We start from the raw sequence: 14338 nt of genomic DNA, 5'->3' as shown, positions 1-14338 counted from the left end.
CCCTGCGCAGGGGACGCCGCGCTGCGCGCGGCGCCAGGGTGAAATGAAGGAAGAAAACCGCCGTATTATGCCCGATGCGCCCAGACGGCCCCAAACCGGGGCTCGCACGCGCGCGGCACTTGGCGGGCTCAGCCGTGGTCGTGGCCGGCAGGCGCGGTGGCCTCGCCCTGCTCCAGCCGGTCGAGGAAATCGACCGCCCGGCGCAAGTGCGGGATGACGATGCTGCCGCCCACGACCAGGCCCACCGAGAATGTCTCGAACAGTTCCTCGCGGCTCGCACCGGCGTCCTTGCACTGGGCGACGTGGTAGCTGATGCAGTCGTCGCAGCGCAGGACCAGCGAGGCCACCAGCCCCAGCAATTCCTTGGTCTTCACGTCGAGCGCGCCGGCCTGGTAGGTCTGGGTATCGAGCGCGAAGAAGCGCCGCACCACCTGGTTGGGCTCGGCGAGGATGCGCTCGTTCATGCGCTTGCGGAACGCAGTGAACTCGGCGAGCCGGTCGCCCTCGCCTTCGGTCTGGGCGCTGCTCACGAAGCCGCGCCCTCGACCAGCGGCAGGAAGCCGCCCTTGCGGTGCAACGCCATCATGTCGTCGTAGCCGCCGACGTGGGTCTGGCCGACGAAGATCTGCGGCACGCTGGTGCGCCGCGCACGTTCGACCATGCGCTGGCGCTCGTCGGCATCCAGGTCCACGCGCACTTCGCGCCACGACAGGCCCTGGCTCTTGAGGAAGTTCTTGGCGGCCGCGCAGTAGCCGCAGATCGCGCTGGTGTACATGACGATCTCCGGCGCCGCCGGGTCGGGGGATGGGCTGATCAAGTCGGTCTCCGGGGAAACTTGTGCGGTCATTGTCGGTCAAACCCGGGTCATGGGGCGATGATGTCGCGACCGCGGCGTGCCGCCGGCTTAACATGGGATTCACGCCTGTGCCTGAGCCCGCCGGCATGCTGGTTGCGCGGCCCCCGCCCATCCGACTTCGAGCCGATGCCCACGATCCGACTCCACTGCTCTCCTTTCCGCATTCGACTGCTGCCGTCGGCGGTCGCCCTGGCACTGGTCGCAGCGTCGGTCGGTGCGCCGGCCCAGGACACCCGGCTGCCGGACATCGGCTCGTCGGCCGGCACGGTGCTTAGCCCCGCCAAGCAATCGGAATACGGGCAGATGCTGCTGGCGCAGCTGCGGCACTACAACTACGTGCTCGAAGACCCCCTGGTCGAGAACTGGCTGCGTGCCACCGGCACGCGGCTGGCGGCCTCGAGCGACCGGCCGCAGCAGCCTTTCACCTTCTTCATGATGCGCGACCGCAGCATCAACGCCTTCGCCACACTTGGCGGCTACATCGGCATGAACGCCGGCCTGGTGCTGGCGGCCGAGAGCGAGGACGAAGTGGCCGCGGTGCTGGCGCACGAGGTCGCGCACGTGACCCAATCGCACGTGCTGCGCGGAGTCGAGCGCGCCCAGCGCGACCAGGTGCCGATGTTGCTGGCGATGCTCGGCGCGATCGCGGTGGCCTCGCAGAGCAGCAGCAGTTCCTCCGACGATGCCGCGATGGCGGTGCTGGCCGGCGCCCAGGGCCTGGCCCTGCAGCGCCAGATCGACTACACCCGCTCCAACGAGTCGGAGGCCGACCGGCTCGGCATCCGCACCCTGGCGCGCAGCGGCTACGACCCCGAGGCGATGGCCTCGATGTTCGAGCGCATGCAGGCGGTCTCGCGCACCAATCAGGGGGGAGAACGCGAGCGGCTGCCCGACTATCTCAAGACCCACCCGGTGACCACGACCCGCATCAGCGAGGCGCGCGACCGCGCCGAGCGCATGGCCCGCGATACGGTCCAGGTCACCACCACGACGCCGCAGGGCTCGCGCGTGGAGCGCGTGCCGGTGGACGGCGCGCCGGAGGCGCCGCTGCGCGCACTCGACAACCCGTTGCTGCCGGCCGCCCTGCGCCTGCCGCCCGGTGCCACCGGCGGCACCGATCCGGTGCAGTTCGGCTGGGCGCGCGAGCGGCTGCGCGTGCTCAGCGCCAATACGCCGGCGCAGGCGATCCGCGAGTACGAGGCGATGCGCCGCAGCGGCAGCCTGACCGATGCCCAGCGCTATGGGCTGGCCTTTGCCCGCCTGCGCGCCAACGAGGCCGAGGTCGCCGCGCGCGAGCTGTCAGCGCTGCTCGACGCCTATCCCGGCGATGTCTGGCTGTCGCTGGGCATGGCCGAGGCCGATGCGCGCGCGGGCCGCGCCGCGGCCGCCGACCGGCGCCTGGAGGCGCTGGTGGAGCGGATGCCGCGCAATCCGGCGGTCGTGCTGAGCTATGCGACGCTGCTGCTCGAGCGCGACTCGGCCGAGTCCGGGCGCCGCGCCCAGGCGCTGCTGCGGCCGCTGCTCAACGGCTCGAGCGAAGACCCCGCGTTCCAGCGTGCGTTCGCCCGCGCCAGCGAGATGGCCGGCGACCCGGTGCGGGCGGGCGAAGCCTGGGCCGAGGCGGCGTTCCTGGGGGGCCGCGCGGAGCAGGCGCTGATCCAGCTCAACACGCTCAAGAAGCGCGACGATCTGGACTACTACGCCCGGGCGCGGATCGACGCGCGGATCGCCGCGATCACGCCCATGGTGCTGGAACTGCACCGCCAGGGCGTCCGCGACGAGGACCTGCGCCAGCGCTGACCGGGGGCGTCCGGGCAGGCACCGCGTCCACGGCCCTGCCTGCTGCGGCTGCGCGGCGGCGTTGCGGCGTTGCGGCGTCCAGACGTTCGGCCGCCCGTGTCACCGATCCGTCATAAAACTGTCGTGTAATGGGGCTCCCCGGTCCTACGGAAGGCTCCATGCAGAAGCGCATCCTCATCGTCGACGACGAACCGGCGATCCGCGACATGGTCGCGTTCGCGCTGCGCAAGGGCGAGTTCGAGCCGATGCACGCCGGCGACGCGCGCGAGGCCCAGTCGGCGATCGTCGACCGCGTCCCTGACCTGATCCTGCTCGACTGGATGCTGCCGGGCACCAGCGGCCTGGAACTGGCCCGGCGCTGGCGCAAGGACGCGCTGACCCGCGACATCCCGATCATCATGCTCACCGCGCGCGGCGAGGAGAACGATCGCGTGGGCGGGCTGGAGGCCGGCGTCGACGACTACGTGGTCAAGCCGTTCTCGGCGCGCGAACTGCTGGCGCGCATCCGTGCGGTGATGCGCCGGGCGCGCGACGACGACGAGGACGGCAGCGTGACGGTGGGAACGCTGCGCATCGACGGCGCGGCGCATCGGGTGTTTGCCGGCAACGAACCGGTGCAGATCGGCCCGACCGAATACCGCTTGCTGCACTTCTTCATGACCCATCCCGAGCGCGTCTACAGCCGCTCGCAGCTGCTCGACCATGTCTGGGGCGGCAGCGTCTATGTCGAGGAGCGCACGGTCGATGTGCACATCCGCCGGCTGCGCAAGACGCTCGAGCCGAGCGGACTGGACGGCATGGTGCAGACCGTCCGCGGCGCCGGCTATCGGTTCTCGGCATCGGTGTGAGGTCCGTCCCGCGCGGCGCGTGCGTGCCGTTGTTCATCGCCCTGCCCCGCAGCGACCGCGCAGCACGCCGCATGCCGCAGGCGCGCGACGGCGCGCGCGCCCTCGCAGACCTGTCCGCCCACTTTGCCTAGACTTGCCACCATGCCTCCTCGTCTCCACGCCGCCTGGACCCGCACGCTGTTGCAGCTCGGGGCCGTGCTCGCGGCCGCGACGATTGTCGGGGCCCTCGTCGGCCATGCATGGATGGCGCTGGCACTTGCCGCGTTGGGCGTGGTCGCCTGGCACTACTGGAAGCTCTACGACCTGTTGCGGCGGCTGACCTCGCGCAGCCGGGTCCCGCCGCCGCAAGGCGACGGGGTCTGGCAGGAAACAGACCGGCTGCTGCACCGCGGCCAGCAGGACATGCGCAACCGCAAGCGGCGGCTGATCGCAATGCTGCGCGCCTACCGCGCGGTCGCCGCGGCATTGCCCGACGCGGTGGTGGTGGTCGAGCGCAACAGCCAACGCGTGCAGTGGGTCAACCGCGCGGCAACCACGCTGCTCGGCCTGCAGATGCCACGCGACATCGGCCGCCCGGTCGGCGCGGCGTTGCAGCCGCTGCCGCTGGCGCACTGGCTCGCCCAGGGTCGGCGCGCCGAACCATTGCTCGACGTGCCCTCGCCGTTCTCGTCGGGCACCCGGCTGGAACTGCGGCTGATTCCCTATTCCGACGACTTGTGGCTGTTGCTGGTGCGCGACGTGACGCGCATGGTGCGGCTGGAGCAGATGCGCCGCGATTTCGTCGCCAATGTCTCGCACGAGCTGCGCACGCCACTGACCGTGGTCCACGGCTACCTGGACATGCTCGACCCCGAGGAGCAGCCCGAATGGGCACCGATGCTGCAGGAGATGCAGCGCCAGTCGCAGCGCATGACCCAACTGGTCGAGGACCTGCTCACGCTGTCGCGCCTGGAGGCGCAGGAGGGCGTCGGCGACGAGATCGTGTCGATGGCCTCGATGCTGGCCTCGCTGCGCCGGGAGCTGGAGATGCTCAGCCAAGGCCGGCATGCGATCGAGGTCGAGGATGCATCGGATACCGACCTGGTCGGCTCGACCCGCGAACTGCACAGCGCGTTCTCCAACCTGGTCAGCAACGCGGTGCGCTACACGCCGCCGGGCGGGCGCATCGCGATCCGCTATGCCGCGACGCGCGACGGCGGTGTCGCGCTGTCGGTGGACGATTCGGGCTACGGGATTCCGGCCGCGCATCTGCCGCGCATCACCGAGCGCTTCTACCGGGTCTCGACCAGCCGCTCGCGCGAGTCGGGTGGGACCGGGCTGGGGCTGGCGATCGTCAAACACGTGCTGCATCTGCACCAGGCGCGCCTGGAGATCGACAGCGAAGTCGGACGCGGCAGCCGCTTCGCCTGTCATTTCGCCGCCGAGCGCGTCCGCGCACGCGACCCCCATGTCACAGGAGCCTTCGGATGAGCCGTCCCCCTGCCCCCGGCAAGTCGCCGCGTCCGCGCCGGCCGGCCCGCAACGCCGGACGCGACGCCGCGCCGCCGCCCCAGACCGCAGGCGATCCGTTGCTCGATCCGGCGCTCTATCTCAACCGCGAACTGTCGCAGCTCGACTTCAATTTCCGGGTGCTGGCCCAGGCGCTCGACGACACGGTGCCGCTGCTCGAGCGGGTGAAGTACCTGTGCATCTCGTGCACCAATCTCGATGAGTTCTTCGAGATCCGCGCCGCAACCGTCCGCCACGCGCAGGACTTCGGCATGCCGTTACCGCCCGACGGCCTGCCGCCGGCGACGGTGCTCAAGCGCATCCATGAGCGGGCCGCGGCATTGGTCGAGGCGCAGTACGCCTGCTGGAACCAGATCCTGCGCCCAGCGTTGGGCACGGCCGGGGTGCGGATCCTCGGCCGCGACACCTGGACGGCGCGGCAGAAGCGCTGGCTGCGGGCGTACTTCCGCGAGGAAGTGATGCCGGTGCTCTCGCCATTGGGGCTGGACCCGGCGCACCCGTTTCCCAAGATCCTCAACAAGTCGCTCAACATCGTCGTGGTGCTCAAGGGCAAGGACGCGTTCGGCCGGATCGGCAATCTGGCGATCGTCCGCGCACCGCGCTCGCTGCCGCGGATCATCCAGTTGCCCGAGCGTGTATCGGGCGGCGAGTACGACTTCGTGTTCCTGTCGGCGGTGCTATCAGAGTTCGTGCACGAGCTGTTCCCCGGCATGGACGTGCGCGGCGCCTACCAGTTCCGGGTCACCCGCAACTCGGAGCTGATCGTCGACGAAGAAGAGGTCGAGAACCTGGCGCTGGCGCTGCGCGACGAGCTCGCCGGCCGTGGCTATCTGCGCGCGGTGCGGCTGGAGATCGCGGCCAATTGCCCGAAGGTGATCGTGCGCACGCTGCTGCAGAACTTCGACCTGCCAGAGAACGCGGTCTACCGCATCGACGGGCCGGTCAACCTCAATCGCGTCAGTCAGATCTTCGATCTGGTGCAGCGCCCGGACCTGAAGTTCCCGACGTTCCAGCAGCGCCAGTTGCCGGGCAATGACGCGATGTTCGAGACCGTCGCCGATGGCGACGTGCTGTTGCATCACCCCTTCGATTCCTTCGCGCCGGTGCTCGAACTGATCAAACAGGCGGCCGAAGACCCGAACGTGCTGGCGATCAAACAGACGCTCTACCGCACCGGCAAGGATTCAGCGATCGTCGAGCACCTGGTCACCGCCGCGCGCAACGGCAAGGACGTCACGGTCGTTGTCGAGTTGCGCGCGCGATTCGACGAGGAGGCCAATCTGGGGCTGGCCGACCGGCTGCAGGAAGCCGGCGTGCAGGTGGTCTACGGCGTGGTGGGCTTCAAGACCCACGCCAAGATGCTGCTGATCGTGCGCCGCGAGGGCCGCAAGCTGCGCCGTTACGTGCACCTGGGCACCGGCAACTATCACGCCGGTACAGCGCGCGCCTACACCGATTTCGGATTGATCACCGCCGACCCGCAGATCGGCAACGACGTGCACCTGATCTTCCAGCAGCTCTCGGGGCTGGCGCCGGCGATCGAGCTCGAGCGCCTGCTGCAATCGCCGTTCACGCTGCAGCCCGGCGTCATCGCGCGGATCGAGCGCGAGACTCGGCACGCCGAGCAGGGCCGTCCGGCGCGGATCGTGGCCAAGATGAACGCCCTCAACGAGCCGCAGGTGATGCGCGCGCTGTATGCGGCCTCACAGGCTGGGGTGCAGATCGACCTGATCGTGCGCGGTGCCTGCGCACTGCGACCAGGCGTGCCCGGCGTGTCGGAGAACATCCGGGTGCGTTCCATCGTCGGACGGTTCCTGGAACACCATCGCGTGTACTGGTTCGCCAACGACGGCGATCCGGAACTGTTCTGCGCCAGTGCCGACTGGCTGGAACGCAATCTGCTGCGGCGCGTGGAGACGTGCTTCCCGATCCTCGACCCGCAGGTCGCGACCCGGGTGCGCACCGAGTCGCTGGACAACTATCTGGCCGACAACGTCAACGCCTGGGAGCTGCGCGAGGACGGCAGTTACGTGCGACTCGCGCCCGAGGGCGATGCGATGCCGCACTCGGCACAGAGTTGGCTGCTCGCGCGGCTGTGCGGCTGAGGCGACGGCGATTGGCGGGCGTTCGCGCGGTGACGCGCAGCATCGCGCGCGCCGTCACGGTTTGCGTCCCCGCGGCATGCTTTACCATGCGCACTTTCCACCGCCACGTGGCGCCGCGTGCGTCGCGCCACGCAGGACCGTGATGACTGGACAGGACACGCTCGCACTCGCCGATGCGCTGACGCCGCCGATCGAGGACGGCGACATGCTCGCTGCGATCGACCTGGGATCCAACAGCTTCCACATGATCGTCGCCCGCTACACGCTGGGTCAGCTGCGTGTGGTCGACCGCCTGCGTGAGACCGTGCGTCTGGCCGAAGGCCTGGATGCGCGCGGCGGTCTGGATGCGGACGTGCGCCAGCGCGCGTTGCAGTGCCTGTCGCGTTTCGGCGAACGCATCCGCGACATCCCGCCACAGCACGTCCGCGCACTGGCCACGCACGCTGTGCGCCGGCTTGCCGCGCCGCAGGCCTTCCTGGTGCCGGCCGAGACCGCGTTGGGCCATGCGATCGAGATCATCGCCGGCCGCGAGGAGGCGCGCCTGATCTATCTGGGCGTCGCCCACGCGCAGCCGCCCAAGCCGGGCCACCGCCGGCTGGTCATCGACATCGGCGGCGGCTCGACCGAATGCATCATCGGCAGCGGCTTCGATGCGCTCGAGCGCGAGAGCCTGCAGGTAGGCTGCATCGCCAGCACGCGGCGCTTCTTCGCCAATGGCAAGTTGACCCGGCGCCGTTGGCGCGAGGCGCTGGCCGAAGTCGCCGCCGAGTTCCAGCAATTTGCCAGCACCTACCGCGCGCTCGGCTGGCAGGAAGTCGTCGGCGCCTCGGGCACCAACAAGGCGATCGGCGAGATCTGCGCGGCGATGAAGCTGACCAAGGGCGCGGTGACCGCCGAGGCGCTGCCGGTCGTGCGCGACCGCCTGCTCCAGGCCGGTCATATCGATGCGATCGACCTGCCCGGACTGTCGGAGGACCGCCGGCCGATCATCGCCGGCGGCGTGCTCGTGCTCGAGGCGGCGTTCGAGGTGCTGGGCATCGAGCGCATGCACGTCAGCAAGGCGGCCATGCGCGAAGGCGTGCTGCACGACATGCTCGGCCGCCGCGGTGAGGCCGATCCGCGCGAGGCCTCGATCGAGGCGCTGGTCCAGCGCTACGGCATCGACGGCGCCCATGCGGCGCGGGTGGAGGCGACCGCGTTGCGGTTGTTCGACCAGGTCGCGCGGCCGTGGCAGCTCGACGGCGACGACCTGCGCATGCTGGCCTGGGCCGCGCGCGTGCACGAGATCGGCCTGGTCATCGCGCACAGCCAGTACCACGTCCACGGCGCCTATGTGCTGGCGCATTCGGACATCGCCGGCTTCTCGCGCCAGGAGCAGCAGTTCCTGGCCGCGCTGGTGCGCTGCCACCGCCGCAAGGTGCCCAAGTCGGCCTTCGACGCCCTGCCCGACCGCCTGCTGCGCCAGGCCCGCTATACCGCCACTTTGCTGCGGTTGGCGGTGCTGCTGCACCGCAGCCACGAGCCCGACGAGATCCCGCAGCTGCAGGCCAGCGTTTATGGCGATGCGCTGCGGCTGCAGGTCTCGCGGCACTGGCTCGAGGCCCGGCCGCTGCTGCGCGTGGACCTGGAGTGCGAGCCCGAGGACATCGGTGCGCTCGGCGTCAAGCTGGTGCTCGCCGCCGAGTAGACCCAGCGCGCGCCGGGCCGCCTGCCACTGTCACCATTCCGTCGCCGCGCGGTCATGGCGCCGGCATGTCGCGCCGCGATCATCGCCGCAGCCACGGCAGCGGACCGAACGATGCGCTACGCGATCGTCACCGACACCTACGCGCCCGACCTCAACGGGGTGGCGCTGACGCTGCAGACCTACGTCGCCGGCTTGCGCGCCCGCGGCCATGCGGTCGAGGTGATCCGGCCCCGCCCGCCGGGTGCGCCGTTGAGCGACGACGATGGCGAGTCGGCCGCGGTGCGGGTCCGCGGCCTGCGCCTGCCGCGCTACCCCTCGCTGCGCGTCGGGCTGCCGGTCCAGACACGCCTGCAGGCGGCCTGGCGTGCGCAACGCCCCGACGCGGTCTACGTCGCGACCGAGACCCTGCTCGGCGGCTCGGCGATCCGCGCCGCGCGCGCGCTCGGTATCCCGGTCGTCACCGCGCTGCATACCCGCTTCGACCTGTACATGGCCGACTACGGCCTGCGCGCGCTGGCGCCACTGGCGCTGGCGTGGATGCGGCGCTTCCATGGCGGTGCCGATGCCACCGTGGTCGCGACCCAGGCGCTCGCCGCCTGGCTGCAGGCCCAGCGCATCGGCCATGCGGTCGTGCTGCCGCGTGCGGTGGATTGCGCGCAGTTCGACCCGGTGCGACGCGACCCGGCGCTGCGTGCGGCCTGGGGCCTCGCGCCGGGCGGACTGGCGGTGATCCATGTCGGCCGGCTCGCGGCCGAGAAGAACCTGCCGCTGGCGATCCACGCCTTCCGCCGGCTGCAGCAACAGCGACCGGAAGCCCGGATGGTGCTGGTCGGCGATGGCCCCCTGCGCGAACCGCTCGCGCGCGCCCACCCCGATCTGGTGTTCGCCGGCGCACAGCGCGGTGAGGCCCTCGGCCGGCACTTCGCCAGCGCCGACCTGTTTCTGTTTCCCAGCCGCAGCGAGACCTTCGGCAATGTCGTGCTCGAGGCCATGGCCAGCGGGGTGCCGCAGGTGGCCTTCGACCTGGGCGCGGCCTCCGAGCACCTGGTCGACGGCCTGCACGGCGCCCGGGTTGCGGACGACGCGCAGGGCGACGCGGCCTTCGTCGCCGCGGCGCTGCGGCTGGCCCAGGACGACGCCGGCCGCGCGGCGATGGCACTCGCTGGGCGCCGGGCGATGCAACGGCTGACGCCGGCCCAGGTCGCCGCCGACCTCGATGCGCTGCTGGCCGCGCCGCGCGCGCGCGCCGCCTCTGTTCCTGTCCGACAGGCCGACCACCATGCATACCGCGCCGCGTAGCCGTCTGCACCTCCACGACATGGGCTGGTGCCTGCGCGCCAACCGCGCCTGCACCCGCCTGTGGATCCGCCGCGGTTTTGCGGCCGTCAGCCGGCTCGGCGACGGTGTGTTCTGGTATGCGTTGATGACCGCGCTGGTGGTACTCGACGGCCTCGACGGCGCGCTCGCCGCCGCGCACATGGCGGCCACCGGCGCGGTGGCCCTGCTGATGTACCGTCGCCTGAAGCGCTGGACCAAGCGGCCGCGGCCATTCGCCGCAGACGTGCGCATCCGCGCCTGGGTCGCGCCGCTGGACGAGTTCAGCTTTCCATCCGGCCATACCCTGCATGCGGTCGCGTTCTCGATCGTGGCCATCGCGCACTACCCGGTGCTGGCGTGGTGGCTGGTGCCGTTCACGGCCGCAGTCGCCGCCTCACGTGTGGTGCTCGGCCTGCACTACCCCAGCGACGTGCTCGCCGCGACCGCGATCGGCGGCGCACTGGGCGCCGCCTCGCTGTGGAGCGTCGGGCTTTGAGCGCATCCGTCGCACCGGTATATCGCAGGGCGGCGGTCCGGACACGACGCCACCGCGGACCGAACCCGCGGTGGCGTCGCATGCGTCGTGATGCGCTCAGCGATCGGGCAGCGGCGGCGGCGTGGCGGTCGCCGGTGCCTCGGCCAGGGCGTACCAGTCCACACGCCGGGTCGTGAGCATGATCGCCGCCAGGATCGCGAACAGCAGACCGGCCCCGAGCACCAGCGCATTGTCCTCCGAGATCAGCAGGCCGTAGAGCGCGGCGTAGAGGATGGCCAGCATCCCGGCGAAACCGGCGCCCCAGGCGCGGCTGCGCAGCACCGCCGACAGGTAGACGCCGATCAGGCCGATGCAGGCGACGCTGGCGGCCAGGTACGCCCAGCCGAACGCGATGCGCTCCGACAGGCCGACCAGCAGCAGGAAGAAGATCGCCAGCGCCAGCCCGACCATTGCGTACTGGATCGGGTGGATGCGCAGCTGCCGCAGCATCTCGAACAGGAAGAACCCGGCGAAGGTCAGCAGCACGAACAGCACGCCGTACTTGCTGGCGCGATCGGCGCGCACGTAGGCATCCACCGGGTCGACCAGCGCGATACCCAGCGCGTCGATCCCGGCCTCGCCGTTCTCGCGCAGCATCGCCGCGGTGTCGCGCTCGGCGCGGGCGCCGTTGAGCACCTGCAACTGCGCATCGCTGGCCAGCGAGGACACTGCCCACTCGGCGTGGAAGCCATCCTGACCGACCTCGCGCGCAGTCGGCAGGAAGCGGCCGTTGAACAGCGGATGGCGCCAGGGCGAATCCACCGCGACCCGGGTCTCGCTGGCCAGCGGCACCACGGCCAGCGTCTCGCTGCCCGACAGCGCCAGGTCCAGCGTGGTCCGCAGTTGCAGCCGGTCGCCGCTCGCAAGCGGCGCCAGCACCGTATGCAGGCCCGAGCCGAGGTCGCCGCCGGCGCCCTGCTTCAACTCGGCCTGCGCATCGTCGAGCCGCAGCCGCGGCGTTCCGCGCAGGCCACGCACATCGGTGATGCCGTAGCTGATGTACGGGCGGCCAATCCGGCGCGGTGCGACGGCGTCGCGGTCATCGGGGATGTGCACGTCGAAGCCGGCCCGCAACTGGCCTTCGAACACGTACATGCGCACTTCGTGCAGCCCCAGCCGTCGGGTGTAAGGCGCCATCGTGCCGGTCAGGTCCGTGGTGCTTGGAAAGAAGATCCAACGGCTCTCACGCTCGCGCTGCACGGTTCCGGTCGAGCGCCCGTTGGCGTCCTTCTCTTCCACCTCGACCGTTTCCACATACGGCACGACCAGCACTGGCGTGGTCAGGGTCTGGCTCCCCGCCTCGCTGCGGGCAATGCGCTCGACCGCATCGGCGCGATAGCGCTGGCGATCGAGGATCACGCCACGGATCATCAACAACGGCAACAGGATCGCCAGGCTCAGCCCGGCCACGATCAATATCTTCAACGCCAACCGCATGGCACCACTCCAATCTGGGAACGTGGCGGCAGCGTGCCCCGGTGCGGTGGGGCGACGATGGCGGCTGTGTGAAGTGGCTATGAAGTCGGGCGCGTCGCGCTCTCCCGCGGCAACTCGACCACGGCCAGCGCACCGCCGCCGTCGCGATTGTCGAGCGCGGCGCGACCGCCGTGCAACGCCGCGACCTCGGCGACAAAGGCCAGGCCAAGGCCACTGCTGCGACTGCCGCCCCCGGGCCTGGGCAGCGAGTAGAACCGCTCGAACACGCGTGCCCTGGCGTAGTCGGGAATGCCTGGCCCGCGGTCGCCGACCGTCACCCGCACACCGACTTCCGAAGCCGCCGCGGCGACTTCGACCGTCGCGCCTTCCGGGGAGAAGTCGCAGGCGTTGTCGACCAGATTGGCGATCATCTGTCGCAGCAGGTAGGCATCGCCCGAGACCACCGCATCGCGACAGGCCGGGTCGATCGTCAGCCGCACCGGGACCCGCCCCGGATCGGCCGCGAACGGTGCCACTGCCGCATCGAGCACATCGGCCAGCAGGACGCGCTCGGGCCGCTCGATGCGTTGCCGATGCTCGACCGCCGCCAGCGCCAGCAGTTTGTCGATCGTCTGGGTCATGCGCTCGCTCTGCGTGCGCACACTCGCTGCAAAACGCGCGCGGTCGTCATCGGGCAGCGGTTGCTCCAGCAGCTCGGCGGCACCGCGGATCGCCGACAGCGGTGCCTTCAGTTCGTGGGTCAGGCTGTGCACATAGCGCTCGACGTACTGCTTGCCCTCGAGCCGCTCGCGCATCGTCTCCAGCGCCCGCCCCAGGTCTGCGAACTCGCCGGCGCTGCGCGGCAACGACGCGCGCTCGCCGGCAGTGACCGCATCGGCATAGCGGCGCAGCGCGCCGAGCTGGCGCGACAGCCACCAGGCCGCGAGCAGGCCGATCGCCAGTGCCGCGCCCAGCAGCACGCCGCCCCAGCGCAGGATCGTGGCCTGGCTGCGTGCGATGAACGGCGCGATGGTGCGATTGGGCTTGGCCACCGTCAGCACGCCGACGATGCGGTTGCCGTCGCGGATGGGCGCGGCCACGTGCATGACCGAACTTGCGTCGTCGTCCGGGTCCATGCGGCTGGAACGCGCGCCGTAGCGGCCGCGCAGGGTCAGGTAGACATCATTCCAGCGCGAGTAGTCGCGCCCGACGTCGCGCCCGCTCGAATCGAACACCACGATGCCCTGGGCATCGGTGATGTAGATCCGGTAGGCGACGTCGGATTTGCGAAAGCCCCAGATCTCGGCATCGACGCGCCGCGCGGCGAGGGCGCGGAGGCGCGCTGCGAACCGGCCATCATCGATGCGCCCGGCCAGGAAGTCGTCGGTCGCCAGTTCGGCGAGCACGCCGGCGGTGTCGGCCAGTGTGTCCTCCATCGCCTGGCGGACACCCGGCTTGACCTCCTGGGTGAACACCCGCAGCAGCAGCAGCGCGGCGATCGCGACGATCGCAAAGTAGCCCAGCAGGATCCGCAGCCCGATCCGCATGGCGCGCCCTCAGTCCACATCCAGCGAATAGCCCAGGCCCCGGTGCGTGCGCAGCGGGTCGGCACCGGGCGTGATCGCGCGCAGCTTGGCGCGCAGCGTCTTGACGTGGGTATCGACGGTGCGGTCGCCGCTGTCGGGGGCGTCCTCCCAGACCCGATCCATCAGCTGCGCACGCGAGAGCACCGCGCCCGGGCGTGTGAGCAGTGCCGCCAGCAGGCCGTACTCGTAGCGCGTCAGCTCGAGCGGCTGCCCGTGGTAGCGGATACGCAATCCGGCGCGGTCATGCTCGAACGCACCGGCGCGGGCGACCTCGCGGCCTTCGGTGGTCGGCGCGGGACGTCGCAGCGCCACGCGCACGCGGGCGACGAGTTCGCGCAGCGAGAATGGTTTGGCGACATAGTCCTCGGCGCCGAGCTCGAAGCCGAGCACGCGCTCGGCTTCGGCCGCCTGGGCGGTCAGAAAGATCACCGGCAACGGCGCGTGCCGGCGCAGATCCGCACACAGGGCGAAGCCGCTGACATCCGGCAGCCCGATGTCCAGGATGGCCAGATCGAAGGTCTCGGCCACCGCCGCGGCAAGCGCCGTGCGACCGTCGAGACAATGTCGTATCTGGTGGCCCTCGGCACGCAGCGCGTAGGCGACGGTGTCGGCGATGGCGGACTCGTCCTCGACGAGCAGGATGCGGGACATGGCACGGCGCGACTGGAAACCGCGCACA

Annotated in this window: 12 protein-coding genes; 7 read left to right on the top strand and 5 right to left on the bottom strand. The window is 70.7% G+C overall.

Annotation, left to right across the window (positions count from 1 at the left end):
• Positions 1 to 128: 128 nt before the first annotated feature.
• Both WAF18_RS14385 and grxC read right to left on the bottom strand, forming a co-directional pair.
• Complete coding sequence (locus WAF18_RS14385) at positions 129 to 464, bottom strand: carboxymuconolactone decarboxylase family protein (RefSeq protein WP_337245766.1); 336 nt, start codon at positions 462 to 464, stop codon at positions 129 to 131.
• A gap of 62 nt (positions 465 to 526) precedes the next feature.
• Positions 527 to 775 (bottom strand): glutaredoxin 3, encoded by a 249-nt coding sequence (gene grxC, locus WAF18_RS14380; RefSeq protein ID WP_337245765.1) that lies wholly within the window; start codon positions 773 to 775, stop codon positions 527 to 529.
• Positions 776 to 982: 207 nt separating this feature from the next.
• On the opposite strand from grxC, the gene WAF18_RS14375 reads away from it, so the two are divergent.
• From WAF18_RS14375 to WAF18_RS14345, 7 genes are all read left to right on the top strand, one after another.
• Entirely contained in the window at positions 983 to 2656 is a 1674-nt protein-coding gene (locus tag WAF18_RS14375; RefSeq protein WP_337245709.1) for a M48 family metalloprotease, read from the top strand.
• A gap of 158 nt (positions 2657 to 2814) precedes the next feature.
• Positions 2815 to 3504 carry a phosphate regulon transcriptional regulator PhoB gene (phoB, locus tag WAF18_RS14370; RefSeq protein ID WP_183425705.1) on the top strand — a complete coding sequence of 230 codons (690 nt, stop codon included), beginning with the start codon at positions 2815 to 2817 and terminating at the stop codon, positions 3502 to 3504.
• Positions 3505 to 3645: 141 nt separating this feature from the next.
• Positions 3646 to 4974, top strand: coding sequence for a phosphate regulon sensor histidine kinase PhoR (gene phoR / locus WAF18_RS14365; RefSeq protein WP_337245708.1), 1329 nt, complete (start codon positions 3646 to 3648; stop codon positions 4972 to 4974).
• On the top strand, positions 4971 to 7118 hold the full coding sequence (gene ppk1 / locus WAF18_RS14360; protein WP_337245707.1) for a polyphosphate kinase 1: 2148 nt from the start codon (positions 4971 to 4973) through the stop codon (positions 7116 to 7118). Before phoR ends, ppk1 begins: the two co-directional genes overlap by 4 nt.
• Before the next feature lie 142 nt (positions 7119 to 7260).
• Positions 7261 to 8805, top strand: a complete 1545-nt coding sequence (ppx, locus tag WAF18_RS14355; RefSeq protein ID WP_337245706.1) for an exopolyphosphatase — start codon at positions 7261 to 7263, stop codon at positions 8803 to 8805.
• A gap of 111 nt (positions 8806 to 8916) precedes the next feature.
• Positions 8917 to 10104, top strand: a complete 1188-nt coding sequence (locus tag WAF18_RS14350; RefSeq protein WP_337245705.1) for a glycosyltransferase family 1 protein — start codon at positions 8917 to 8919, stop codon at positions 10102 to 10104.
• Positions 10085 to 10618, top strand: a complete 534-nt coding sequence (locus WAF18_RS14345; RefSeq protein ID WP_337245704.1) for a phosphatase PAP2 family protein — start codon at positions 10085 to 10087, stop codon at positions 10616 to 10618. The genes WAF18_RS14350 and WAF18_RS14345 overlap by 20 nt, the downstream gene beginning before the upstream one ends.
• 96 nt (positions 10619 to 10714) lie before the next feature.
• Here the strand turns inward: WAF18_RS14345 and creD are convergent, their stop codons facing one another.
• The 3 genes from creD to creB all read right to left on the bottom strand — a co-directional run bounded on the left by creD (position 10715) and on the right by creB (position 14310).
• Entirely contained in the window at positions 10715 to 12094 is a 1380-nt protein-coding gene (gene creD, locus WAF18_RS14340) for a cell envelope integrity protein CreD (RefSeq protein WP_337245703.1), read from the bottom strand.
• A gap of 77 nt (positions 12095 to 12171) precedes the next feature.
• Complete coding sequence (gene creC, locus WAF18_RS14335) at positions 12172 to 13620, bottom strand: two-component system sensor histidine kinase CreC (RefSeq protein ID WP_337245702.1); 1449 nt, start codon at positions 13618 to 13620, stop codon at positions 12172 to 12174.
• A gap of 9 nt (positions 13621 to 13629) precedes the next feature.
• Complete coding sequence (gene creB, locus WAF18_RS14330) at positions 13630 to 14310, bottom strand: two-component system response regulator CreB (RefSeq protein ID WP_337245701.1); 681 nt, start codon at positions 14308 to 14310, stop codon at positions 13630 to 13632.
• Positions 14311 to 14338 lie beyond the last annotated feature (28 nt).

It is taken from the genome of Luteimonas sp. gir (assembly GCF_037198055.1).
Lineage (GTDB): Bacteria > Pseudomonadota > Gammaproteobacteria > Xanthomonadales > Xanthomonadaceae > Luteimonas > Luteimonas citri_A.
The sequence above is the reverse complement of the archived record's forward strand: the minus strand, read 5'-3'. Positions and strand labels throughout refer to the sequence as shown.

Excerpts from the sequence above, each read along its gene's own strand:
- creC (WP_337245702.1), bottom strand. The coding sequence starts at position 13,620 with ATGCGGATCGGGCTGCGGATCCTGCTGGGCTACTTTGCGATCGTCGCG.
- ppx (WP_337245706.1), top strand. The coding sequence starts at position 7,261 with ATGACTGGACAGGACACGCTCGCACTCGCCGATGCGCTGACGCCGCCG.
- creD (WP_337245703.1), bottom strand. The coding sequence starts at position 12,094 with ATGCGGTTGGCGTTGAAGATATTGATCGTGGCCGGGCTGAGCCTGGCG.
- WAF18_RS14385 (WP_337245766.1), bottom strand. The coding sequence starts at position 464 with ATGAACGAGCGCATCCTCGCCGAGCCCAACCAGGTGGTGCGGCGCTTC.
- phoR (WP_337245708.1), top strand. The coding sequence starts at position 3,646 with ATGCCTCCTCGTCTCCACGCCGCCTGGACCCGCACGCTGTTGCAGCTC.
- phoB (WP_183425705.1), top strand. The coding sequence starts at position 2,815 with ATGCAGAAGCGCATCCTCATCGTCGACGACGAACCGGCGATCCGCGAC.
- creB (WP_337245701.1), bottom strand. The coding sequence starts at position 14,310 with ATGTCCCGCATCCTGCTCGTCGAGGACGAGTCCGCCATCGCCGACACC.
- grxC (WP_337245765.1), bottom strand. The coding sequence starts at position 775 with ATGTACACCAGCGCGATCTGCGGCTACTGCGCGGCCGCCAAGAACTTC.
- WAF18_RS14375 (WP_337245709.1), top strand. The coding sequence starts at position 983 with ATGCCCACGATCCGACTCCACTGCTCTCCTTTCCGCATTCGACTGCTG.
- WAF18_RS14345 (WP_337245704.1), top strand. The coding sequence starts at position 10,085 with ATGCATACCGCGCCGCGTAGCCGTCTGCACCTCCACGACATGGGCTGG.
- ppk1 (WP_337245707.1), top strand. The coding sequence starts at position 4,971 with ATGAGCCGTCCCCCTGCCCCCGGCAAGTCGCCGCGTCCGCGCCGGCCG.
- WAF18_RS14350 (WP_337245705.1), top strand. The coding sequence starts at position 8,917 with ATGCGCTACGCGATCGTCACCGACACCTACGCGCCCGACCTCAACGGG.